Origin of the sequence: uncultured Chitinophaga sp. (genome assembly GCF_902168175.1) — a bacterium.
In the GTDB taxonomy this organism is placed as follows: domain Bacteria; phylum Bacteroidota; class Bacteroidia; order Chitinophagales; family Chitinophagaceae; genus Chitinophaga.
This window is the reverse complement of the sequence record NZ_CABHOU010000014.1, coordinates 1-23,365: the sequence shown is the minus strand read 5'-3', so window position 1 is coordinate 23,365 and position 23,365 is coordinate 1. Positions and strand designations below refer to the sequence as shown.

Below are 23,365 nucleotides of genomic sequence, written 5' to 3'. Positions count from 1 at the left end.
GGCATACGAGATTCGCCTTAGTCTCGTGGGCTCGGAGATGTGTATAAGAGACAGCCTTCATATATCGCCTTCATAGATTTCATTAAATTAATTGCGGGTGGAAAAAATGTCGGACCGTTGCGGACTTGCGGCCCAATCGTACGGTCATTGAATTCATCTTCAAAATCGTTGATCGAGGTGAAAATACGGCCGTCACTCCTGTATTAACTTTTTAGATGCCGGGGTAATGTTTACTTCCTTTATTTCGGTAGATGTCTATATGGAATGAAAATTTATTAGTTTAATAAAAAAGGGGCGTTTAAATAAGTTTTGTATATTGACTTTAGTTATTTTAGTTCCAATTTCAAAGTCATATTGAGATTATTAAGAATGTTTTTTGAATATACTCTCTTTACTAAATATTTTCTACGTTATCCATGGAATCAAAATTAAAGTACTCCACTGAAATATCAGAAATAGCTTGTGATTTAACTCTTTTTAAGGAATATGATTCAAGGACGGCGTATCGTTGGGTCTTTGAAAGTATTTATGATGTAAGAAATTTTATACCAGTCTATACTAATCCTAATAGAGGAAGAACAGACTGTCGCGGATGGGCATTGTCTTTTTTTGAAGAGCATTTGCAAGCTAGGCAGAGGATAACCAGATTAGCTGAGAATAAGCCCAAAATATATAATAAGCTGGGTACTCATATCGCCTTGGGTATTTTAGGTGTAAATGACGGTATGTCAGATGATGCAAATGGAGATGGACATTTTAACCATTTCGAGTATATTAATGTTAATCTAGAAAACAAGTTCACCGTAATAGAATCTTTATTGTGATTGCTATAAATGATATATCGATTAACGATTTCCCTTTTACTATAAAGGACTTTGTAGGGCGTGTGCTGTTCCACGAAATAAATACGACTAGTGTTTTTTCAAGTAATGAGAACAAAATAATAATTAAGGAATGGGTTGATTGTTCTGATGACGGTAGTATCGATCGTTACTTTTATTATTCGTCTGGTAAACTGCAGTTTAGGAATTTTATACAGGGGAAATTGAGTCATTTGGAGTTTATTAATGGCGCTGAAAAAGGATTACTTTTCTTTGAAGATGTAAAAGTAGATCAAGTTATCCAAAGAAGTTTAACTTCTGTAGTTGATCTTCCTAGCCAGTATAAACCGGAGCCAGCATTTAAGTTACAGAAATCAGAAGTTGTTGACTATGAAAAAATATTTGAGTATTTCAGGTTAGACAATATAGATGAAAGCACATTTCATAAACAAAATGTCAAAGTAATAGCGGATAAAGATAAATCAGAAACTTATGATTTACATATTGCTGAAGGATTTGGTGTAACCCATGGTACGGTGGAGTCTGGCATACTATCGAAAGTATTAGGATCGTTTGACGCTTTTTATAAAGAAATATCACTTGACTCAATAAAAGGTAGAGATAGAGGAAAACTTAACTTTACCCAGAAAGACAAAAGCCCTGACAAGGTTAAACTGAAGGAGCTTTGCTCCACTCTGGTGTACAAAAGTTTAGCAGCCTCATTTAGTGTTTTAATTAAGCCAATGGCAACATCTTTGAGTAACTATAATACTACCTCAATGACCGAGCCTGCCGCTATAAATTTATTTTCATTAATCAGTTCAAGTACTGAGAGTAAAGAATTAATTGAGGAAGTTACTAAGTATAGTTCATTTACCCTTGCCGCGTATAAGGATTTTGTCAAAGTAATACATGAGCAAAATCTTTTCGTTGATTTAAGCTGGTATAATCCCCAAAATGATAAGAAGAGAGGGTTTGTCTTAAATAGAGACAATTCTTATTCAATATTGGATAATATTGAAAGGCTTAATACAACTCAGGATGATACAGTCGAGAGAAAGGGGAAGTTCCGAGCGTTAAATATAAATTCAGGTAGCTTTTCATTCACAACAGAGGCCGGTGAGAATTTTTCTGGCCTAGTTGAAAAAGAGCGAAGGGATGGATTATATGTAATTAATTTCATTGATAAGTTTAGTGTTTCTATCAGAACCACCGTTCAACAGCTTCCAGGTAAAAAAGAACCAGTGAGATCAAGCGTTTTATTAAGTTATTTTGTTGACAACGATTAGATTTGCGCTATTATTTAAAAGCTTTTTCATTCTAATCAATTGAACTGTGACCACTTAAAATCGATAACAATAGTTAAGCGGCGACTTTTTTTACAAGGAAATATTGAGGGTTTTCGAATCGTGAACAATAAACGTTTTTATGTTATGACACTTATTGCCTATACGCAATGTGATAAAAACTACTTCCGGAACCTCGCCCACCCTATACCAATCCTTTACCCATCCTATACCCAAATCTTCTGAAACCCCCGCCCATAGTGACGGCCATTATAGGATCGATAAAGGATCGATATACCTTCGATATTACATAGTGTCTGCAACATGTACCCGCGCGACCACCTTTTTGTAAAAGTTCTTAGATTAGGGTACGTCTACGCCAGCGAGTGTTACTACATCTTTTCCTATTTCTTCTATATGCGGCACAGAGACAGCATAAGAACGGCTTGTTTTGCAGAATATATCCTTCCCCATAATGAGGATGGCTTTGTCGAGCGTCATACGTAAAAGGTAATGATGACCAGGGCCAATCAGCTTTACATAATTTCCCTCAGCTTCCAGCACAATCACTTCCGAAACATCGATTCTTTTTAGCAGGGTGTCCTGCCGGATAAATAATGTTTTGATTTTCATGTAGGTGTATATTTTATAAATCACTATTTGGTGAAGATGCTTGATAGCAAAGGGTTTAAGGCTGATCAGATGCCTTTCGTCCCAAACTTCTATAAGCTTCGTCCCAAGCTTTTGGGCCTTTCACATCAACGTCGTCCACATCGGCTTTTCACGATAGTATCTTTGTTTTGTTGGCGGCTGGATAGGCATTGCTTAACCAACCGGGACGCACGACGCTGGTAGTTTCCCCGGATTCGCGGGGGTAGAAAACATAAGCGTGATTTATTAAAAATATCGACGCTTAGACGGTAGAGGTTGGGAATTGTGCTACCGAAAAAAAGGGAGGCTGATTTATCTGCCAAAAATGAAGCGTCAACATTTTGGCCAATAGAATCAACAAAATGACTAACTGGAATGGAGATAAAATTGGCAGATTTGCATCAGTCGATTTCTTATGAAAAGCAAAGATCTACAAACCATCATTGGTCGTTTTTCTTCGCATGTTCGAAGCATTAAAACGCAACAAAGATGACAAGCCCACCTTAGGCATCATCCTCTGTAAAGAAAAAGACCAGACAATCATCAAATACAGCGTACTCGAAGAAAGTGAGTACCTGTTCGCATCCGGTTACAGCCTGGTATTACCGTCGGAAGACGCTTTAAAGGCAGTGCTGGAGCAGGTAAGGTAGAAAAGCTACCACGCCTGTATAAGTTCTTTGACATATTGGTTAAAAAAAAGGGGCCTCAGCTGCTATATATATAGGGTAAGGTGGCTTACCGTCACCTTACCCTTTTTTGCCAGTCCGCCTTCTGCCACGCCAGATGATAAATCCTGTAACCGGCAGCGATGCTGCGATCAGGCTTGCGAAAAAGGCCAGTAGTTTACCGGTAAGGCCGCCTATACTACCCATGTGAATGTAGTAGTTCATACGCCGCAGCTTTTCGCCGTTGGACAGGTCCGCAAATTTGGCCGTGCTGATCAGCTTTCCCGAATATTGATCATAAAAATATTCGTCGGCCCGTGCGTAGTTCGAGCCACGGGTAGTTTCAATAGTAAAGCGAAGCACGTCCGCAGGACTGGAAGGTTTATACACCCTGATAGCGTGAATGTCCTTTAGTTCCCGCGTGTGCATAGCGTAAATGCTGTCTGCCGTACGGTAATTAAATCGCAGTGGGAGGTGGGTAGTGTCGGACACTAGCTTTTCTGACGCCGCCACTATTGTTTTGCCCCCGTTGGCGATCCATTGTACGGAATTATTCATCCACTCAAAAGACCATACAAGGCCCGTTAATGCGATGAATATGGCGATCCAGGCCATATAGAAGCCGAGTACATTATGCAGGTCGTAGTTCAGCCTTTTGCCACTGGCATTCCATTTTATCGAGAAACGTTGTTTATATCCTTTCCTGCTGGCAGGTTTCCATAATATAATGCCGGTAATCATCATCACTACGAAGAGAAGTGTGGAGTAACCGATAATGACCACACCGGTTTTACCCATCGCCAGGGAGGTATGGATATGGGTCATGATGGCGAAGAAAGAAGTTTTGTAGGCATAGCTTTCTACTACCGCCCCGGTGTAAGGGTTTTGCAGCACAGCGTGATATTGCCGGGTAGAGTCCAGCGCCCACATAGCGCTAACTGCGGGCTTGTGCATATAAACGGAGTAATATGTTCTCGCGATCCTTTTACCGGCAAGAAGACTGTCGGCCGTTGTAAACATTGTTGATGGCGGTACGTAAGGCGTGTTTTGTTGCTCCACCTTCTGGAAAACCCCGATGCCAAAAACGGTGCTGATCTCTTCTTCAAAAACGATCAGGCAGCCGGTAATCGCTACGATAAAAACGATGATGCCGGAACCGAGTCCCAGCCATAAATGAATTTTGCCAACCAGCTTTTTTATCTTCAAATTATAATGTTTTAAGAACAGCACTGGCCCACAGCTATTGTGGGCCAGGTACTGACAATTTTTTAAAGTGGTTTACAGAGAATAGCCTACACGCAGCATGATATTGCGGGGAGCGCCGGTATAATACCTTTCCCTTTCACGTACTGCTCCGGTATAATATCTTTTGTCGAAAACGTTGTTGATGTTCAGGTTGAGTGACACACGGTTGATCTTATAGAAAATCGCCGCATCGGCCACCGTGTAACCTGGTGTGCTCAACGTAGGAGCCTGCAACATCGGCGTTTCAGACGATATATTGATGCCTGCACCAAACCCGAGCCCGTTGAACGCTTTGTCGTTTACGATCTCATATTTGGCCCATAAGTTACCCTGGTGCAGCGGCGCCATCCCTAACTTCTCGTTGATTTTAGCCGGGTTGATGTCTTCTGTGATTTTGGCGTCGTTGTAATTGTACGCGCCGTTTACGGCAAACGATTGACTGATACGCCCGTTAAATTCGATCTCGATCCCTTTTGAAGTAACTTCTCCCAGCTGTCTCCATATCCTGTCGTTCGCATCGGGAACAGTAGGGTTGGTGAGCTGGGTGACATTGGTTTTCCTGATCTGGTATACGGCTGCGGTTAACAGGAGATTGTTGTCGAACAGTTCCTGCTTGGCGCCTATTTCAAACTGATCGCTGTACTCAGGCTTCAGCTCGCCGCCGCCTTCTACGGTGCCGAATAGTAACGAAGCGGACGACACGGGCTGGAAACCGGTGATATACGAAGCATATACATGCGTGTTAGAGGGGAAGCTGTAGGTGACGCCGATTTTAGGCAACCATGCCTGCTGCGAAACTTCGTTTTCAGCAGGTGTTTTGTAGGCCATTCTGAAGGTGTAATCTTCGTAGCGCAGGCCGAGCAACACTTTCAGTCTTTCTCCGATACTTACCTGGTCCTGGAAATAAATGCCGTTGGCGAAATCCCGGGTCCTGTTGGCCAGTGCATAATTCACCGTGGCCAGCTCGTAGGTTGTACCATCGAGGTTGGAACTTTTAGCAGGGTCATATACGTTTACGGAACCGATAGGTGAGGTGTTATAACGGTAGTTACCCCAGTTGAACAGGGATACGTTATAGTCGTAACCGATCATCGCTTTATGGCCGATTTTACCGGTTTTAAGGTCGCCAGTGAGGTATGCGGTAAGGTTATCGCTATCCATTTTAGATTCCCATTCCCAGTAAGATACACTTACACTGCTGTCGCCATCGGACCATGCACCATCACCGAGATATATTTCCGCAGCATGCCTGCGGTCGTCCCAGGTAAGGAAGTCTTTCAGGTACGATACGTTGAAATGGAGGTTTTTGGCGATTCGCTGGCTGATAGAGATGTTTACCGAAGAGGTGGTGGTTTTGTTCCTGTCGCCTGCCTGGAATACGGTGAAATCAATAGGTGTTTCATCGATTGTTTTTCCTTTGAAGGGGAACAGGCCGTCGTTCTCCAGTGTGGTAAGCCGGGTATGGTTCAGGTCAACGTTAATCCTGGTGCCTTCGCGGGGCAGGAAGGAGAAGGAAGGTGCTACCGTGAAAGCATCGTCTTTCATATTGTCGTACCAGGTGTCGCTCAATTGCCCGAAAACGTTGAGCCGGTAAAGCGCTTTACCATCTTCTGATAATTTACCGGTGAAATCCATATCAGCTCTCACCGTATTGAAGCTGCCAACGCTGAACGACATGTTCTGTTGTTGCTGCGCCAGCGGTTTCTTGGTTACGAGGTTAATAACCCCGCCCGGACTCATATTCCCGAACATAGAGGAAGAAGGGCCTTTGATTACTTCATAGCTTTCCACTACAGGAGAGATAGCGGAGAACCGGTAGTTATCGGTTAACGTACGCAGGCCGTTAATAAGCCGGTTGGTACTCACAAAGCCGCGTATGATCACGGAGCGGCCGTTATTACTCACTCTAACGTTGGTGTTCCTGGCCACATCTTCGAACCGCACCGCCTGCCTGTCTTTGATGAGTTCCTGTGTGATTGTGGAAACCGTGCTGGGAATTTCCGTTACAGGGATAGCCACCTTGGTAGCCGCAAACGAATAATTGGCTTTGTAGCCGTCATCACGCCTTCCGGTAATTTCCACTGTTTGCAGCTCACCCACCGATGGGGTGAGGGTAATAACCTGGGGCGCCGACTGGCCGGCGCTAACGGTGATGACTACTTCTTTTGGCCGGAATCCCACCGAAGAAAGGCTCAGTTTATAGCTGCCGGGCCTGAGCGCGGTAAAGGTAAGCTCGCCGTTTGCGGCCGATATTACCGTTTGATTGTCAATAGTGGCCGTAACGTTAGGAACAGGCTCGCCTGCCTCGTTTTTAACGACCGCAGTAAAACGGTGAACGTCCTGCGCAAAGGCCACGGAAAAAGAAGCAATAAAAAATATAGAGAAGAAAAAGGATAAGTACCTCAATTGCATAGTAGATAAGTTTTGGTTGGAAATCCGGTGCAATATTGCTACTTATCGATGCTGAAGTGTACGCGGATCGGGAAAAAAACTTACGCAATGAGGAAAATGATAACAGCATATTGTTTAATGGCCGTTTTAAACAAGCCGCGAGGGGAGGCTTATCCGGGCAACGCTTATGCACTCACTTTAGCAGGCTATAAAATTTCTGTATGATTTTATTCGTATAAATTAGTTGCAGTGCGGGCGGGTCCTGTTTTGCGGGTTTAATAATGCCGGATGCCTTTATTTCTCCTAAATGGCTTATCGCGTAATATGCAAACACTTTATCGCCCGATTCGGGGGTAGGTGTTGCATAACCTGTAACGCCGATACCCCAATGGCCTGCGAATGATCCGGCTACTGCCAGGGCCATCTGATCTGCTACCTTTTGAGATACGCAGTTTACTTCGAGGGCGTGTACAGGTTCTACCGATAGGTGCTTAAACTTCTGACCAAGGTTATAAGCAGTAATCCCTCCCTGGAAAAATCCGGAAGCATCGGGAATATTGGAAAAGGCGTATTGCAGCAGTCCTGCCGTAACGCTTTCTGCTACCGCTATCGTTTCGTGCCTGTTCAAAAGCCTGGCACCGATCTTTTTTAATTCATTTTCATTGAAATTTTTCACGATCACTTATTGTTTTATTTATTCGAGGAACTCGCTTTCCCAATTCTCAAATGTTTCGGAGAAAAAAGCAATGGCAAACCGTCATTCCGAAGTATGTTTTTCATGGCATTGTACTCCTAAAAGCATACCAGGGGTGTGCATGCTTCCCGGCAAACCGTTGTTGATGAAGATGGCCGGGCATCAGGCGTTAAAATGGGTGTGCCGCCGGGTAAAAAGCTCCACGGTGGTCGTCAGACGGCTTATTTCTGACTATAAGTTCCCATATAATTTTCGAGAACAGCGGCAATATCTTCCGTGTCTACGATAAAGTCAGGATCATCGTGCTCAACCGTACTGCGGGCCATCTGCGACTGGATGGTCCTGTCGGGCCGCTGTACGATAACAAAACCGCCGCTGGCCTCAATCTCTTTTGAGCCATTTACTGCATCATTCCCCATACCCCAGAATACGATCCCGATCGCTCTTTCCCGGTATTGGTCAGCAATACTTTTGAATAATATATCAATGGCATTATTTTCTGCGGTATGCGGCCTTTTTTCAACGGTTACCAGCTTATCTCTTATTACGATATAGGTATTTTCAGTGATGATGTATACATGACCAGGTTGTATTTCGGTTGGGCCCTCTACCTGGTGAACGGGCATAGCAGTAAATCTTAACACAATCTTCCGCAGAAGGCTTTCCCGGTCGCGGCGCTGATGCGTAGCAATAATAAATGCTGCGTTCGGCGCATCGGAGAGATGAGTGAAAAAGCTTGTCATGGCCGAAATACCAAGGCCCGAAGCCGCTAATCCTACTACAAAAAAATCATCCTGCATACGTTACAATTTGGTTCAGGATGTTATTTCAAAGAAAATGCCACTTCAGAAGAAGGAAGGTAATTTTGTGAAAGTGACGCTAAATCCGTGGACGGAATAGTTGGTTAAATGCAGATCCGTTTATTGTTGCGGACCTGCATTTTGGGGGGATTCCTGATGTAATTCTATGTTCGGTAACATGGGCAAAATAGTAGCCCAAGGTTATACCGTTATTCCTGGGTGGGAATTTTAGTCATATCCATAAAGAATATTTCCCAGGTGTGGCCGTCAAAGTCTTCGATCTTACGTAGTTGCATGAAACCGTAATCCATCATGGGCATAGGTTCCGTGCCGCCTGCAGCTAATCCGTTTTCAACGATCTCATTTACTTTATCTACACTTTCTGCTGATAAAGCGAATAGAGCAGCGATGCCGTTTTTGGTGTCGGCAAGGGGTTTTTTGGTAAATGAGCTGAACTTTTCGTGGCTCATAATCATCACGAAAATAGTATCGCTCCAAACCATACATTTTGTTTGGTCGTCAGAAAATTGCGGGTTGATGGAAAACCCGATCCGGGTGTAAAAGTCCATTGATTTTTCAACGTCCTTTACGGCTAGATTGATAAATACCTGTTTCATATCTTTTACTTTTAATTGTTGATAATGCAAAGATGAGAAGGCCGGGGAAGAAAAACCTTTACATATGTTGAGAAAGCCGGAATTTATTTACTGTACCCGAAAACCCGGCTCAATTGTGTAGGCGTAATGCCCAGGTAGGCTGCAATATGATGTTTCTTCAGTCTTTTTACAAGGTCGGGGTATTTATGCAGGAAAGCGGCATAGCGCACCTTCGCAGCGTCGCTTCGTAACGAAACCTCGTAGGGTTCTTTATCGATAATCCAATGCTGCTCTAAGTAACGGATATAAAAGCGCGCAATGTCAGGATATGTAAAAACCAACTTTTTGAACTCGGCGAAGTTATATTCCAATACGGTTGTTTCTTCCAGTGCTGTGATGGTGAATAGGCTTTCAGACTGCGTCAGTGTGGCAGGAATAGAGCCTGCAATTCTACCTTCGGGGAAAAAGTACTTGATGATGGTTTCGCCGTTGTCGTCAATATAGTATTGTGAAAAAAGGCCTTTCGTAACAAAAGCCACCTTTTTAGGGATTTGCCCTACACTGATATAGTTGTCGCCTTTATGACAGGTTTTTTCTTTGAGCAGTGCTGCCCAGGCGGTTTCAGCCTCCGTTGTCAAGTCGGTGTAAGTCCTGATTTTGAGAAAGAATTGGTCTGTCATCGTTTTACCTGTATTAAGCTGCGGTACGGTCATGGCTAAATTAATTAATTATCGGTTGATACCAAACCTTGAATTTACCAGGCTCGTCGCTTGTATACACCCAGGCCAAGTAAATTAATTTGTATTTTTGGCATAGAACTTTAAAGCGTTCAACCATTTGACAAGGTGGTTTGATGGTTATCAACTAACTAATTGCAACCGGAAATGGAGTATGAAGAAATAACACCGTGTACAGCATTATCACCCTATATTCATGCCTTTTGGGAGCTGAAGGGTGGAAATGAAGACAGGCAATGGGAAAGGAATTTTCCTGATGGCTGTGCGGGATTAGTGATCAATTTAGGAGCTACGTGCCTCACAGATAACGGAATGGTTAGAATGGATGCTGGCAAAACATACGTTGTAGGGGCCATGACGTCTTTTAAAGACAGTTTTATTGAGGAGAATACGCACCTGTTGGGCGTATGTCTGAAACCAGGCGTATTCGCCAATTTCTACAATTATGCTTCACAAAGTGAAATAATCGACCAAACCATTCAGCTTGAGGCAGTGCAGTCGTTTGATATTGATAAACTAATTAAAAATCCTGCTTACTATTTAAATGATTTTTTCACGCACAGATTGCAAAATGGAAACGGGCTTTTAAGGATGGTTATTGAAGATATTCATCGAACGAAAGGTCAAGTTAATATAAGTGAAATCGCCAAAAGAAACTTCACAACAGTAAGGCAATTAGAACGAAAGTTCAAGATACAAATCGGTATTACCCCCAAAGAGTATTCCCGTATTGTCCGATTTCAGAACGCTTTGTCTAAAATAAAATGCTCCGGACAAGAAACGAGTTTGTTGGATATTGCATTTGAATGTGGTTATTACGACCATTCTCATTTAACCAACGATATTAAAAGAAATACAGGAATGCTTCCCTCTCAGTTTTAATTTTGTCGCATTTTTCCAAAGCGCTAATGGCTAACTGAAGTTAGTTTTGCAGAAACATTAAAAACGTAAGACAAATGCGTAAAGTATCACTTTTCATTGCGATGAGTTTAGATGGTTACATTGCAAAACCTAATGACGATCTGAGTTTCTTAAAACTGGTGGAAAAGGAAAACGAAGATTATGGTTATGCTGAATTTGTGAACACCATCGACACTTTTATAATCGGCAGGAAAACCTATGATTATGTACTTAAGGAAATCGGCTCTTCTCATTACGACAACGGACAAAGAGATGTGTATGTCATAACAAGAACACCAAGGCCAGGTGTAGGTAGAACAATCTTTTACACGGGGAGTTTGACGGAGTTGGTAGAACAATTGAAATCCGATAATGGAAAAAATATTTATTGTGACGGTGGGGCGGAAGTAATCAATGAATTACTAAAACACGACTTAGTCGACGAGTTTATAATTTCCGTTATACCAGTTTTATTAGGTAATGGAACAAGACTATTTAAGGATGGACGGCCTGAACAAACGCTTGAATTCGTCACTGCAAAAACATATGAAACCGGATTGACACAATTACATTACAGGAAAAAATGACCCATTAATAATATCTGTCATTGAAGTGGATGTAAATTTTGGTTATTAGAAAAGGCCAGCCGCCAACAACCACCCGTCAAAATCGCCGTTACCGGCAACATCGAAAAACAGGTGCATGAGGTGAAAATAATCACAGCTGTTTTACCCGGTAAAACAGCTGTGATCTATGTTGAAGATTTCGCACAACAAGGTGTATTTGGGAGGGAATGTGGTGATTCCGATCGGCAGGGCGTTTAAGCGGGATTTTATGGAGGGGATGAATGACTGAGGCTTTTCTTTTCCTGCCACGTGAGGTGAAATCCGCCCGGGTTTACACTACTACCTACCTTTTCATTTTTTCACTACATTTAACCCCTGAACTGGCTACCAACCGGCCTGTCCACCTTTGTAATTCCATCGGTAAAAATTTAAATTTGTCTACCAGCCAGCCATATAGTGAAAAGGAATTGCTGCTGCTTGTTGCAGCGGGAAACGAAAAGGCTTTCGGGGAACTCATCGCCCGTCATGCCGGGCTGCTTCATGCTTTTTTACTGAAGATCACCCGCGATCCGGCTTCGGTCGACGAATTAGTCCAGGATACCTTTCTGCGCATCTGGATGGCGCGGGAGTGGCTGGGGCAGGTGAACAGCTTTAAGCCTTATATGTTCACGATCAGCAAAAACCTGGCGGTGAACCTGCTGCGAAAATCCGTGAAAACCAGGCTACAGCACTCCCAATGGGCGGCGGAAGTAACGCCCGAAGCGGACGAAAATACTGACGAATGGAAATGGAAACTGTTTGACGAAGCCATTGAACAACTGCCTCCCCAGCAGAAGAAGGTATGGACCATGGCCCGCCGGCAAGGGAAAAAATACCAGGAAATAGCGGACGAGTTGGGGTTGAGCCGCGAATCCGTTAAAAAATACCTGCAGCTGGCCTCTGCTGCCATTTGCCGGTATATCAGCGAGCATCCCGAAGCCTATGCGCTGTTCATTATCTCCCTGGGCGCTTTATAAATTCCAACCTTTTTTGCAGCCGGAAAAAATAATTCTGTGCCATCATACCCCCTTTTTCAAATTTGTTTTGATCTACTAAGTACCAAGCTACATGCAAACCGAGAATCAACAATACAAAAACCTGGTTAAACAATGGTTTAACGGCACGGAGTCTGACGACGAAGCCCATGCCCTGCATACCTGTTTGCAGGACAGTGCCCGCCTGCCGGAACTTATTTCGGCGCTGGAGCAGGAGTACAACTCCCTGTCTGCCGGCGATTACCCGGAACAGCAGGCGCTGGAGCTGGCGGAAAAGATAATCGGGCCTGCGGAAAAGGAGAAGGGCAAACGCCGTTCCCTTAACACCTGGTGGGCGGCGGCGGCCTCCCTGTTGTTGGTGGCCGGGGCGGCGGTGTATTTCCTGGCTTCGCATAACCGGCCTGCGGGTACGATATCAGACGGGAAAGTAGCAGCCATACAGCCCGGCAGGCAGGGCGCGGTACTAACGCTGGCCGATGGCTCGCAGGTATCGCTGGACAGTGTGCAGAATGCCACCATTTCGCTGCAGGGCGGCGTTACAGCGAAGGTGATCAACGGGGTGCTGGTATATGAAGGCGCGGGCGATAAGGTGGTGTATAATACCATTTCCACCGCCAAAGGAAGGCAATACCGTGTAACCCTGCCCGATGGGTCGGGCATATGGCTGAATGCAGCCAGTTCTATCCGTTACCCTACCAGTTTTTCAGGGGCCGCGCGGCAGGTGGAGATCACGGGCGAGGCGTACTTTGAAATAGCCGAAAATGCAGACAAACCTTTTATGGTGGAGGTGAATAAAAAGGCCATCGTGCAGGTATTGGGCACGAACTTCAATATCAACGCTTACGATAACGAGCCACAGATCGCTGCCACGTTACTGGAAGGAAGTATCCTGGCGGCTCCGGTACAAAATAAGGCGGCGGTCGTGAAGTTGCGGCCGGGGCAGCAGGCACTTATGGTAAGTGGACGGGCTGCCGGCGAACCTCCGGTAGTGAAGATGCTGAACGTTGCGGACATGGAAAAGGTGGTGGCCTGGAAAAACGGGTTGTTCAACTTTAACGGCGCTTCCCTGGCCGAAGTGATGAAGCAACTGGAACGCTGGTACGATATAGAAGTGATCTACGAAAAGAGTATTCCGGAGAAAAGACTGATGGGTAAAATGACGAAGGACATTTCGCTGGAAGGCCTGCTGATAGGGCTGAAGGAACTGGGCGTCAATTGTCGCCTCGAAGGAAGAAAACTGATTATACTGCCTTAACAAAATACCGTAAAGAGAATGCTGAACTAAAAAACGGATCAGGGATAAACAAAACACCGGAAGTGGTTCGAAGCACTTCCGGCAAGCTGTCCGGCTGATTTTAAAACGAGGTCTTATTTCCATTTTAACAACCAAACGCTGCTAATTTATGCAAAAAATTGCGATTGGTCCCAGGTTTCCTATGCCCGGAAGTGTCGTGCCTACCCCGCTGGGATGGCTGCGAACAGGGGAAGGAAAGTTGCCTGGGCCTGCAACCAAAATCTTGTTAGTCATGAAGTTGACTATGATGTTATTACTGGTCTTTCTGTTTACTGCTTATGGGAAGGGGAAGGCACAGCAGGTAACGCTTTCCGGGAAAAATTTATCCCTCCAGCAGGTATTCACGGCTGTTGAAAAGCAAACAGGTTACGTAATTGTAGCCAATGAAGGCATCTTCGCCGGTACGCATCCAGTTACGCTAAACGTAGCGGCTATGCCGTTAAACACCTTGTTGGATAAGGTACTCAAAGACCAGTATATCAAATATGTGATCCAGGGTAAAACCATCTTTCTGTCTCAACAACCGGCACCGGTAACAACCGCGCCTGCCGAAGCGGTGCCCCCGATACAGGTGTATGGCCGGGTGATCGACTCCCTCGGAAGTCCGCTGGAAGGTGCTTCTGTGCAGGTAAAGGGGAAAGGCCGCGGCGTGCTTACCGATAAAAGCGGTTGGTTTTCGATACAGGCACAGGAAGGGGATAAAATAATTGTTTCATTCGTGGGCTACAATAAAATGGAGTTTGTTGCCGATGCAAGGCCGGGCGAAACAACGGTGATGTTACGCATCGTACAAACGGGTATTGGCGAGGTGTCCATCGTATCTAACGGGTACCAGCAACTTCCGAAAGAACGCGCTACGGGGTCTTTTACCCACATCACCAGGGAAATGATCAACAGGAGCCCGGGTCCCGATATCCTCAGCAGGCTCGAAGGTATTACCAATGGACTTTTATTTAACCGTACTAACGCGGAGGGCGAAGAGGTGGCAGCGTTTCAGCTGGAAAGCAGGGGACGGGCCACGATCTTGTCCGAATCGTCACCACTGATCGTTGTTGATAATTTTCCGTTCGAGGGTAATATACGCGACATTAATCCAAATGATGTGGAAAGCGTGACCATCCTGAAGGACGCTGCTGCTGCGTCCATATGGGGCGCCCGTGCAGGTAACGGGGTGATCGTGATCACCACCAGGCAGGGCAGCTACAACCGTAAAACGCAGGTTTCTTTTTCTTTCAATACTGCATTTGCGGATAAGCCCGACCTGTTTTACGACCGACGTTTTATGCCATCGCCGATGGTGATGCAAATACAGAAAGAGAAGTTCCTGCGGGGCGACTGGCAAATGAATGAGGAAGGGATGTTCTCTTTTTCCCCTTATGTCGAACTGCTGATCAAACAGCGCGATGGAGTGATCAGTGAAGAACAGTTCCTGGAGGCAGAACAAAAAATGCAGCGTACGGATATACGCAATGATGCGCTGAAATACCTGTACCAGCCGTCCCTGCAGCAGCAATATGCACTCAGTATTAACGGTGGCAGTAATGTAAACAAATACTTCTTTTCTGTGGGGTACGATAAAACGCGTTCGTCCATGGTGGGCGATGATGACAGGCGGCTTACATTGAATGTGCAGAATGCATTTAAGCCGGTGAGCGCGCTCGAAATAAACACCCGTATAAGTTACAGTGCAGGCGACGCCAATAGAAATGCATTTACCATCACCGACCTGTCGAACGCCAGTAGCGGTTTGCAGCCTTATATGTCGCTGGTGGACGAACACGGCAACCCGGCTAAGATCGAGTACCAGATCCGTTCGGCCATCGTGGACAGCGCAGAGAAAAATGGTTTGCTGCCCTGGTATTACAACCCGCTGGAAGAAGTAAGGATGGCGGATAATACAGCTAAAAACAGCTTCCTCAATTTGTTGGGGAATGTACGCTACCAGGTGGTAACAGGGGTGAATATAGATGCCACTTACCAGTACACGGAACAAAAATCATCTACCCGGTACCTGTACAATAAAGAAACTTTTTTTGTAAGGCACCTGGTGAACAACTACACCCAGGCAGATGGCACAAGGCCCATCCCGTACGGCGGTATACTCCGGTTAGGTAGTCCGGCGCAGCTTGTTCAGCATTCAGGCAGGGTGCAGCTGACTGCACAAAAAGAGATCGGCGAGCATGAGCTGGCGTTTCTTGCCGGCGGGGAAGTAAGGCAGGCGGTGGAACAGAGTTTCCCGGAAACGTTGCTGTACAATTACGATGCAGACCTTGGGGTAGGAACATCAAAAATGGACTATGTAAAAACTTATAAACTGTACACGTCCTGGGGCGGTGCCACCATACCCGGTGCGAGCGATAACAGCTATTATAAAATTGACCGCTACCTGTCTTACTTCGCTAACGGTTCCTACACGTTCCGCTCAAAATACATCCTGAGCGGCAGCGCCCGGTGGGACGGCTCCAATTTGTTTGGCGTAAAAACCAACCAGAAGGGCACCCTGTTATGGTCGGCCGGCGCCAGCTGGAACGTGTTTTCCGAATCTTTCCTGAAAGCTGGCTGGATCGATCAGCTTAGGCTGCGCGGTACTTACGGCAGCAGCGGTAATGTAAATAAATCGGTATCTACCTTCCCCGTCATCGATTACTCGGTGGCCAGGTTCCTGCATCCGGACCTGGAACCCTATGCAGGACTTACCTCGCCCGGCAACCCTTCGCTGCGATGGGAACAGGTGAAAACGATGAACTTTGGCGTAGACTGGGCCGTACTTAAAGGCAGGATCAGCGGAAGCCTGGAGTTCTTTTCCAAAAAAGCGAACGATCTTATCGGCGATGCTTTCCTGCCGCCCTCTACAGGCGTGAATACAGAGAATAACCATATATCCCAATACCGGTACAACTATGCAGCGCTCAACACGAAAGGCATAGACCTCCAGGTAACCACGAAAAACCTGGAAGGGCCCGTGAAATGGCAAACCACCTGGCTGTTCAATTATGCAGCCGATAAAGTGAAGGAATATTATAATTCCGAAACGCTGAATGGGAATGCTTACGTTGGTTATCTCGGTTATCAGATACCGCTGGAAGTGGGAAGGTCGGTGTCGGGCATCTACGCTTATCCCTGGCACGGGCTTAATCCTGACGACGGTCGTGTACTGATTTATAAAGACGGACAGAAATCAACCGATTATGCAGGCTACCTGGCATCGCTGCGGCCTGAAGATATGGTGTACGCAGGCGTCACCAATCCGCCGTATTACGGCTCAGTACTCAACAATGTAGAGTGGAAACGGCTGCAGTTAAGTGTGCTGCTCAGCTGGAAGGCGGGATATGTGTACCGCCGCTCCTCTGGCTTCCCGGGTATGGAATACACCGGAACAGGCGTGTTTCATGCAGACCTGGAAAAGAAATGGAAGCAGCCTGGCGACGAAAAAAATACCAATGTACCGGCCGGTGGTAACATTAGCGGGTATGATCAGAGCGAATCTTCCATCTACCTGTCATCGCAGGCGCTGATCGCTAAAGGTGACCATATTGCTATGCAGGATGTAAGCTTAAACTATTCCATCCCCACAGGCAAAAAAACACCATCGCTGTTAAAGTCGGCAAGGGTATACATGTATGTACGCAATCTTGGATTTTTATGGAAGGCCGATCGCAATAACGTGGACCCTACAACGCCCAATGCGCGCTACCCGCAACCTATGCAGTTCAACACAGGTATTCAGTTATCACTTTAACGCACGAAGTATGAAATTTATCAGATATTATATAGGTCTTGGCTTCCTTCTGCTGTTAGTAGGGTGTAGTAAAGATTTCCTGGAGGTGAAGCAACTGAAAAGCCTCCAGGTACCGCATACCATTGCGGATTTTCAGGCGATCCTTGATTATAATTTTGCACCCGGCAATACGGCTCATACCCTTGGGGCAAATGGTAGCGACGAGTATATTATTACCGGTACCCGCTGGGCGCAACTGGCCACAGAAACGAATGCCTACCTGCGCGATGTGTACGTTTGGTCTAAACAGATCAACATGTTGCAATATGAGCAGAATAAGGACTGGAACAGGGCATACGTGTATATTTTTTACGCCAACCATGCTCTCGCCGGTATTGAAGCGATTGAACCAGCCGGCACCGAGCAGGCAGCATGGAACAATGTAAAAGGAAGCGCACATTTCTTCCGGGCTTTCCACTACTATGCACTGGCGCAGCAATATGCTTTCCCATATATGAAAGACGCCGATAATCGTAATGGCCTGCCCCTCAGGCTGGAGCCGGACGTTACGCTCAACGTGCAGCGCTCGTCGGTACATGCCACTTATGAGCAGATGCTGAAGGACGCGGAAAAGAGTGCGGCGTTGCTGCCTGCCGAAACAAAAAGGACTAATTACATCCGCCCGGGTAAGGCGGCTGCATATGCACTGTTAGCCAAAATACACCTGCATATGGAGGCGTATGAAAAGGCTGCGTTATATGCCGATTCGTGCCTGGCACTGCGTGGGCAGCTGGTTGATTTTAATACGATCGGCGCTACCGATCCTGCCAAACAGTACGACTATGCATTTGAGGCGGATAATGGCGTTACAAATCCCGAGGTACTTTACTATGCTGTATCCGATAACGGGTATGCCACTGCGCTTAATTCGATTTTTAAGGACCGTGCGGAATTTAATCCTTCACTGCTGGCACTGTATGGCGCCGGTGACCTTCGATATAACGTGTACTTCAGGCCTTATATCGATTTCGACGATTACCGGTTCCTGGTGTTCAAAGGGTCTTATGCTGCTTACGGCTATTTCTCGGGGCTGGCAACAGATGAAATGTACCTGTTACGGTCGGAGTGTAATGCACGCACTGGCAAAACGGGCAAAGCGCTCGAAGATATTAACCTGCTCTTGAAAAACAGGATAGCGCCCACGCATTTTACCCAGGTCACGGAAACAGATACGGAAAAGCTGTTAAAGCTGATCTTCCTGGAAAGGCGTAAGGAAATGGTGTTCCGGGGCACACGATGGGAAGACCTCCGCCGGCAGAACAAGGAACCACAGTTTGCACAAACGCTAGTGCGGGAAATAGGCGGACAGCGGTATGAGCTGCCACCGAACGACCCGCGTTATACCTGGCCCATTCCCATGTCGGAGATTGATGCAGGCCGTGTAGAACAAAATCCCAGGTAACAAATTTTCCTGACCATTAATGGCGTGTTTCGTTCTGGACCTTTATAGGTGGCGGAACGGAATACGACCGTATGCACCGCCATGTGCGCATGAATCAGTATCTATTAAAATTTCTAAATAAATGAAAGCAGTTTTTTTTCGCGGGCTCGTGATGTTGCCTGCATTGTTACTCACGTTATTGCCGGTATTCGCGGCTAAAAGCGATAGTTCGTTCACCATTCACGGAACGCTCCGCACATTCCGCGAAGGCAGGGTGGTATTGATAAGACAGTATAGTACCGGTCAGGATGTTGATACAGTTACCATCTCCGGCGGTAAGTTTTCTTTCAAAGGCAAATTGAAAGACGATATCGTATCTGCGATGTTAACGATGACCGTGCCGGTATCAGCCGAACAACTGGCCGCTAATCCGTTCGCGTCCATGAGCGCAAGGATGTTTTATCTCACCCCCGGCAACATCGTGGTTACAGGTAATCGCCTCGAAGATGTGGCGTTTGCCGGAAATAAGGAAATGAAGGAATGGATGCAGCTTGAAGGGCAGCTGGCACCCTTTAGCAAAGCCTCTTCCCGTATAGCGGTACAATACCGTAAGTTGTACGCCATGCCGGACTTTCCAGGTAAAGCGGATTCGCTGGCAGCATATGCCAGGGAAGGGGAGGAAATCGGGAGAGGCTACCGCGACGCTGAAATGAATTTCTTAAAAGCACATTCCTCTTCACTGCTGGGTATGGCCCTGCTACGTTCGAAGATGGCAATGGTGGACACAAAAGATGCGGCAGAAATGGAATCGCTTATTGCCGGCCTGGCACCGGCACTCCGGAACAGGAAAGATATGCAGGAGCATGCCGCAAGAATGCGCCTGTTACGTTCACTGGCGGCTGGTAACCCTGCGCCGGATTTTAGCATTGCTGATACCTCGGGCAATCCCATATCGCTATCGTCTTACCGCGGAAAGTATGTGCTGGTGGAGTTCTGGGCGAGCTGGTGCGGCCCCTGCCGCGCGCAAATTCCTTATCTGCTGAAAAGTTACGAAGCATTTAAGGGGAAGAATTTTGATATACTCGGTGTTTCTATCGATGGCGACAGGCATAAATGGATCAGCGCTATCAGTGAGGAAAAGTTGATATGGACGCAGGTGTCGGAACTAACGGGCCATAAAAGCGAGATCATGGCAAAGTACGGAGTAACCGCCATCCCCACTAACTTCCTGGTAGGGCCGGACGGGCTGATCGTGGCCACCAACCTTTGGAGCGACGAACTGTATGTAAAACTGAAAGGACTGTTGAAGTGAAATTAACCGGCTTAAAAATTTGATGAATGAAAGCAATAATGGTATTGGCCGGCATTTTTACCTGCATGCGGGTAACTGCCGGCCCGGGAGAGCAGCCGTTCGTGGTAAGCGGTGAGATGAAGAAGGTGAAACAGGGAAAAATATTCCTGGTGCAACAGGCATCCATGGTGGAAAAGTTCAGGAACCCTGCTGCCTACCTTCACGACAGTGCGGTCATCCGGGACGGTAAGTTTACGTTCAAAGGAGTGATAAAAGATGATATCGTCCCGGTGTACCTCACCATGCAACTGCCGGTTACGGAGGCACAGCGGGAGGCTGATCCGCTGGCCGGATACCGGGAACGTTATTTCTACCTCACCGGGGGAAAAACCCGGTTAGCCGGTAACGGTATCGATGATGCCGTGTTTTCAGGCAGTGCCGAAATGGCTTTATTTATGAAGCTGGATAGTAGTCTTGCACCGCAGCGCATGGCCTACGACAGTATCTTTAAAAAGCAACTGAAGGTATCGTGGGCCGGGTACGCCGCACAAATGGATAGCGTGAAGCGGCTGCAGGCGCAAATAGAATCCGACTTCATCGTTCGCCATCCTTCGGCGTTGCTCAACATCGTGATCTTAAAAGGTCGTGCCGCCCTGGCAGAAACTACCACGGCAGGCGCAATAGGATCGCTGGTAGAGGCATTGTCGCCGGCCTTGCGGAACAGGCCGGATATGACTGCGATCGCTAAAAGAATGAAAGCACTTTCTTCGTTGGTGGTGGGTAACCCCGCGCTGGATTTTAGTTTACCCGATACAGCAGGACGTACAGTGGCTTTATCGTCACTGCGGGGTAAATATGTATTGATCGAATTTTGGGCCAGTTGGTGCGGGCCCTGCCGGATGCAGGTACCCTATCTCAAAAAGAGTTATGCAGCGTGGCACGACAAAGGTTTTGAAATACTTGGTGTTTCACTGGACGATAGCCGGGAAAAATGGATGAAGGCCATTCATGACGAACAGCTTCCCTGGCCGCAGTTGTCGGATGTAAAAGGCCTGGAAAGCCCGGTAGTGCCCATGTATGGCATTACCGGTATTCCACTTAACTACCTGCTGGATACCAATGGTGTGATCATCGCCCGCGACCTTCGCGATAACGAACTGTCGGAAAAACTGTCTGCATTGCTGGCGCCCGATACCAGTAATGCCAGCGAGGGCATACATTTCGAACACACGCTTTCCTGGGCACAAATAAAAGCCAAAGCCAGGAGGGAGAATAAGTACATTTTTATGGATTGCTACGCCACCTGGTGCGCACCCTGTGTTAAAATGATCAAAGAGCTGTTCCCCAAAAAAGAACTGGGCGACTTCTTTAACGACAAGTTCATTTGCGTTAAACTGCAGCTAGATAAAACCGGTAAGGACGACGACTATGTGAAGAACTGGTACAAGGATGCCGAGATGATACAGGCTACTTATATTCCGCCATCGATGCCCACCTTTTTTTACTTCTCGCCCGAAGGGGAGTTGGTACACCAGGTGCCCGGCGCCGAAGATGCGGCTGGCCTCATCACCAAATCTGCCGCCGCTTTAGATACCAGCAAACAATATTTTACGCTGATAAAGAAGTTTGAACGGTCGGATAAGAAAGACCTGGAAATGATGAAGCGACTGGCCATCATGTCGCAACAGGTGATGGCAAAAGACAACGCCCGAAAATATGCGGCGCAGTATATTCAATCACAAAAAGACCTGCTCACGGAGGAGAACATCCGTTTTGTAAATCGTTTTGCATCTTCCGGAAAAGACCCCGGATTTAAGATATTCCTGCACCATGCCGGTAGGGTAGACGAGGTGTTGGGCAAAGGTTTCGCTGTAAGCCGGGTGAGGCAGGTTATATTTAGTGAGGAGTTGGTGCCGCGTTTAACCAACGGCACCGTTCCCGATTGGAAATCGATGACCGCAGCGATCGCAGCCAAATATCCCGGCCACGCCGAGCCGGTGGTGAGTAAATACAAAGCACAGTTTTACATGGTCAAAGGCGACTGGCCTAATTTTCAGCAAAGCGTGATGGCTTATATGGATAAGTACGGGGAGGAGGAGATAGAGATGCAGACGTTAAACGTATTTGCCGGGACTATTTACAGGCATGCTACCCGTAAAGCGGTTATACCGGCAGCGCTGGGGTGGAGTAAACGTACGTTGGCAGCGGATAGTACCAATCCGGAATTCATGGAAGTATATGCAGGCCTCCTGTACCGATCGGCACAGCGGGAAGAGGCCTTGGCCGTTATGGAAAAAGCGGTGAGCCTGGCAACCGGCAGTGATAAAGAAGACTATGGTAAGATATTAGAAAAGATGAAGCGGCGCGAACAAACGTGGATTGATTAGGGATTTTACCCTGGTATCAGGTAACGAAAAGCCATCCGGGTCGTAAGATCTGAATGGCTTTTTCGATACAATAGGCTGGCACACCGGGCATAAACCACGGTTATCATTGGTTAAATTCCGGTAAGCTATTCTTAGGCAGACGGGCTATTTTTACCAGATCATGAAGACAACCAAATGGCTGCTGGCCGCCGCTATCCTGCTGCAATATACCGCACACGCTCAAAACAGTGTTTCCATATCTACCCAAAAAATGGTGCTGGTATTGGAAAAAGATAATGATAGCGCGCTTGTTTGCGCCTACTTTGGTAAAAAGCTGGCCGATCCTTCGGAGTACCCGCATATCCGTCCTTTAGATAAATTTAAGCCCGGTAACGACGACCTGTATAACAAACGCGAGGCCTACATGCCCGCAGGCGGCGTGAACCTGCTGGAACCGGCGCTGGCGGTTACGCATTTCAATAAAGACAAATCCCTCGCGCTGCATTATGTTTCGTCCAATGTGAAAAAGATCGATGAGAACCAGTCGGTCACCGAAATATGGCTGCGCGATGAGTTGTATAAATTCGATGTGAAACTGTATTACCACACCTTTTTTAAAGAAGATGTGATAGAACAGTGGGCCACGATCACGCATCAGCAGAAGGGCCCCGTGGTATTGAACAAATACGCCTCGGCAAACGTGACGCTGGGCGGACATCGCTTCTACCTGAAAAACCATTACAGTGGCTGGGGCCGCGAGATGTACAGTGAAGAACAGCAACTGCTGCACGGCATCCGCACCATCGATTCCAAACTGGGTACCCGCAACAACCTGCTTCATTCTTCTTCGTTTATGGTAGACGTAGATG

Annotated in this window: 19 protein-coding genes; 12 read left to right on the top strand and 7 right to left on the bottom strand. The window is 46.6% G+C overall.

Features of this window, described 5'->3' with window-relative positions:
* Positions 1-416 precede the first annotated feature (416 nt).
* A complete protein-coding gene (locus QZT80_RS01690; RefSeq protein ID WP_295116969.1) occupies positions 417-824 on the top strand; it encodes a hypothetical protein in 408 nt (135 codons plus the stop codon).
* On the top strand, positions 821-2,110 hold the full coding sequence (locus QZT80_RS01685; protein WP_295116967.1) for a hypothetical protein: 1,290 nt from the start codon (positions 821-823) through the stop codon (positions 2,108-2,110). Before QZT80_RS01690 ends, QZT80_RS01685 begins: the two co-directional genes overlap by 4 nt.
* A gap of 360 nt (positions 2,111-2,470) precedes the next feature.
* On the opposite strand, the gene QZT80_RS01680 is transcribed toward QZT80_RS01685, so the two are convergent.
* Positions 2,471-2,740, bottom strand: a complete 270-nt coding sequence (locus tag QZT80_RS01680) for a LytTR family DNA-binding domain-containing protein (RefSeq protein WP_295116965.1) — start codon at positions 2,738-2,740, stop codon at positions 2,471-2,473.
* A 461-nt stretch (positions 2,741-3,201) separates the two neighbouring features.
* Here QZT80_RS01680 and QZT80_RS01675 point away from each other — a divergent pair, with 461 nt between their 5' ends.
* A complete protein-coding gene (locus QZT80_RS01675) occupies positions 3,202-3,408 on the top strand; it encodes a PDDEXK nuclease domain-containing protein (protein WP_295116963.1) in 207 nt (68 codons plus the stop codon).
* A gap of 96 nt (positions 3,409-3,504) precedes the next feature.
* Here QZT80_RS01675 and QZT80_RS01670 read toward each other — a convergent pair whose 3' ends face one another.
* The 6 genes from QZT80_RS01670 to QZT80_RS01645 all read right to left on the bottom strand — a co-directional run bounded on the left by QZT80_RS01670 (position 3,505) and on the right by QZT80_RS01645 (position 9,862).
* Positions 3,505-4,629, bottom strand: a complete 1,125-nt coding sequence (locus tag QZT80_RS01670; protein WP_295116961.1) for a PepSY domain-containing protein — start codon at positions 4,627-4,629, stop codon at positions 3,505-3,507.
* A 72-nt stretch (positions 4,630-4,701) separates the two neighbouring features.
* Positions 4,702-7,080 (bottom strand): TonB-dependent receptor, encoded by a 2,379-nt coding sequence (locus QZT80_RS01665; RefSeq protein WP_295116960.1) that lies wholly within the window; start codon positions 7,078-7,080, stop codon positions 4,702-4,704.
* A gap of 172 nt (positions 7,081-7,252) precedes the next feature.
* Entirely contained in the window at positions 7,253-7,735 is a 483-nt protein-coding gene (locus tag QZT80_RS01660) for a CinA family protein (RefSeq protein WP_295116958.1), read from the bottom strand.
* Between the two features lie 239 nt (positions 7,736-7,974).
* Positions 7,975-8,553, bottom strand: coding sequence for a chemotaxis protein CheB (locus QZT80_RS01655; RefSeq protein ID WP_295116956.1), 579 nt, complete (start codon positions 8,551-8,553; stop codon positions 7,975-7,977).
* Positions 8,554-8,762: 209 nt separating this feature from the next.
* Complete coding sequence (locus QZT80_RS01650; RefSeq protein ID WP_295116954.1) at positions 8,763-9,170, bottom strand: VOC family protein; 408 nt, start codon at positions 9,168-9,170, stop codon at positions 8,763-8,765.
* Positions 9,171-9,253: 83 nt separating this feature from the next.
* A complete protein-coding gene (locus QZT80_RS01645; protein WP_295116952.1) occupies positions 9,254-9,862 on the bottom strand; it encodes a Crp/Fnr family transcriptional regulator in 609 nt (202 codons plus the stop codon).
* A gap of 171 nt (positions 9,863-10,033) precedes the next feature.
* Between QZT80_RS01645 and QZT80_RS01640 the strand changes: the two genes are divergently transcribed.
* The 9 genes from QZT80_RS01640 to QZT80_RS01600 form a co-directional block, all read left to right on the top strand.
* Complete coding sequence (locus tag QZT80_RS01640) at positions 10,034-10,768, top strand: helix-turn-helix transcriptional regulator (RefSeq protein WP_295116949.1); 735 nt, start codon at positions 10,034-10,036, stop codon at positions 10,766-10,768.
* Positions 10,769-10,842: 74 nt separating this feature from the next.
* Positions 10,843-11,373 carry a dihydrofolate reductase family protein gene (locus tag QZT80_RS01635; RefSeq protein ID WP_295116947.1) on the top strand — a complete coding sequence of 177 codons (531 nt, stop codon included), beginning with the start codon at positions 10,843-10,845 and terminating at the stop codon, positions 11,371-11,373.
* Between the two features lie 413 nt (positions 11,374-11,786).
* Complete coding sequence (locus QZT80_RS01630) at positions 11,787-12,368, top strand: RNA polymerase sigma factor (RefSeq protein ID WP_295116945.1); 582 nt, start codon at positions 11,787-11,789, stop codon at positions 12,366-12,368.
* A 91-nt stretch (positions 12,369-12,459) separates the two neighbouring features.
* Positions 12,460-13,641 carry a FecR family protein gene (locus tag QZT80_RS01625; protein WP_295116943.1) on the top strand — a complete coding sequence of 394 codons (1,182 nt, stop codon included), beginning with the start codon at positions 12,460-12,462 and terminating at the stop codon, positions 13,639-13,641.
* A 271-nt stretch (positions 13,642-13,912) separates the two neighbouring features.
* A complete protein-coding gene (locus QZT80_RS01620) occupies positions 13,913-17,419 on the top strand; it encodes a SusC/RagA family TonB-linked outer membrane protein (protein WP_295116941.1) in 3,507 nt (1,168 codons plus the stop codon).
* Between the two features lie 10 nt (positions 17,420-17,429).
* Complete coding sequence (locus QZT80_RS01615) at positions 17,430-18,860, top strand: RagB/SusD family nutrient uptake outer membrane protein (protein ID WP_295116939.1); 1,431 nt, start codon at positions 17,430-17,432, stop codon at positions 18,858-18,860.
* Positions 18,861-18,981: 121 nt separating this feature from the next.
* Positions 18,982-20,151: a TlpA disulfide reductase family protein gene (locus QZT80_RS01610; protein ID WP_295116937.1), complete on the top strand. Its 1,170-nt coding sequence runs from the start codon at positions 18,982-18,984 to the stop codon at positions 20,149-20,151.
* 26 nt (positions 20,152-20,177) lie between these two features.
* Positions 20,178-22,517 (top strand): redoxin domain-containing protein, encoded by a 2,340-nt coding sequence (locus QZT80_RS01605; RefSeq protein ID WP_295116935.1) that lies wholly within the window; start codon positions 20,178-20,180, stop codon positions 22,515-22,517.
* Between the two features lie 160 nt (positions 22,518-22,677).
* The coding region (locus QZT80_RS01600) for a glycoside hydrolase family 36 N-terminal domain-containing protein (protein WP_295116933.1) at positions 22,678-23,365 on the top strand (688 nt) is incomplete at its 3' end.

Excerpts from the sequence above, each read along its gene's own strand:
- QZT80_RS01605 (WP_295116935.1), top strand. The coding sequence starts at position 20,178 with ATGAAAGCAATAATGGTATTGGCCGGCATTTTTACCTGCATGCGGGTA.
- QZT80_RS01655 (WP_295116956.1), bottom strand. The coding sequence starts at position 8,553 with ATGCAGGATGATTTTTTTGTAGTAGGATTAGCGGCTTCGGGCCTTGGT.
- QZT80_RS01625 (WP_295116943.1), top strand. The coding sequence starts at position 12,460 with ATGCAAACCGAGAATCAACAATACAAAAACCTGGTTAAACAATGGTTT.
- QZT80_RS01645 (WP_295116952.1), bottom strand. The coding sequence starts at position 9,862 with ATGACCGTACCGCAGCTTAATACAGGTAAAACGATGACAGACCAATTC.
- QZT80_RS01635 (WP_295116947.1), top strand. The coding sequence starts at position 10,843 with ATGCGTAAAGTATCACTTTTCATTGCGATGAGTTTAGATGGTTACATT.
- QZT80_RS01665 (WP_295116960.1), bottom strand. The coding sequence starts at position 7,080 with ATGCAATTGAGGTACTTATCCTTTTTCTTCTCTATATTTTTTATTGCT.
- QZT80_RS01650 (WP_295116954.1), bottom strand. The coding sequence starts at position 9,170 with ATGAAACAGGTATTTATCAATCTAGCCGTAAAGGACGTTGAAAAATCA.
- QZT80_RS01610 (WP_295116937.1), top strand. The coding sequence starts at position 18,982 with ATGAAAGCAGTTTTTTTTCGCGGGCTCGTGATGTTGCCTGCATTGTTA.
- QZT80_RS01640 (WP_295116949.1), top strand. The coding sequence starts at position 10,034 with ATGGAGTATGAAGAAATAACACCGTGTACAGCATTATCACCCTATATT.
- QZT80_RS01615 (WP_295116939.1), top strand. The coding sequence starts at position 17,430 with ATGAAATTTATCAGATATTATATAGGTCTTGGCTTCCTTCTGCTGTTA.
- QZT80_RS01690 (WP_295116969.1), top strand. The coding sequence starts at position 417 with ATGGAATCAAAATTAAAGTACTCCACTGAAATATCAGAAATAGCTTGT.
- QZT80_RS01680 (WP_295116965.1), bottom strand. The coding sequence starts at position 2,740 with ATGAAAATCAAAACATTATTTATCCGGCAGGACACCCTGCTAAAAAGA.
- QZT80_RS01620 (WP_295116941.1), top strand. The coding sequence starts at position 13,913 with ATGAAGTTGACTATGATGTTATTACTGGTCTTTCTGTTTACTGCTTAT.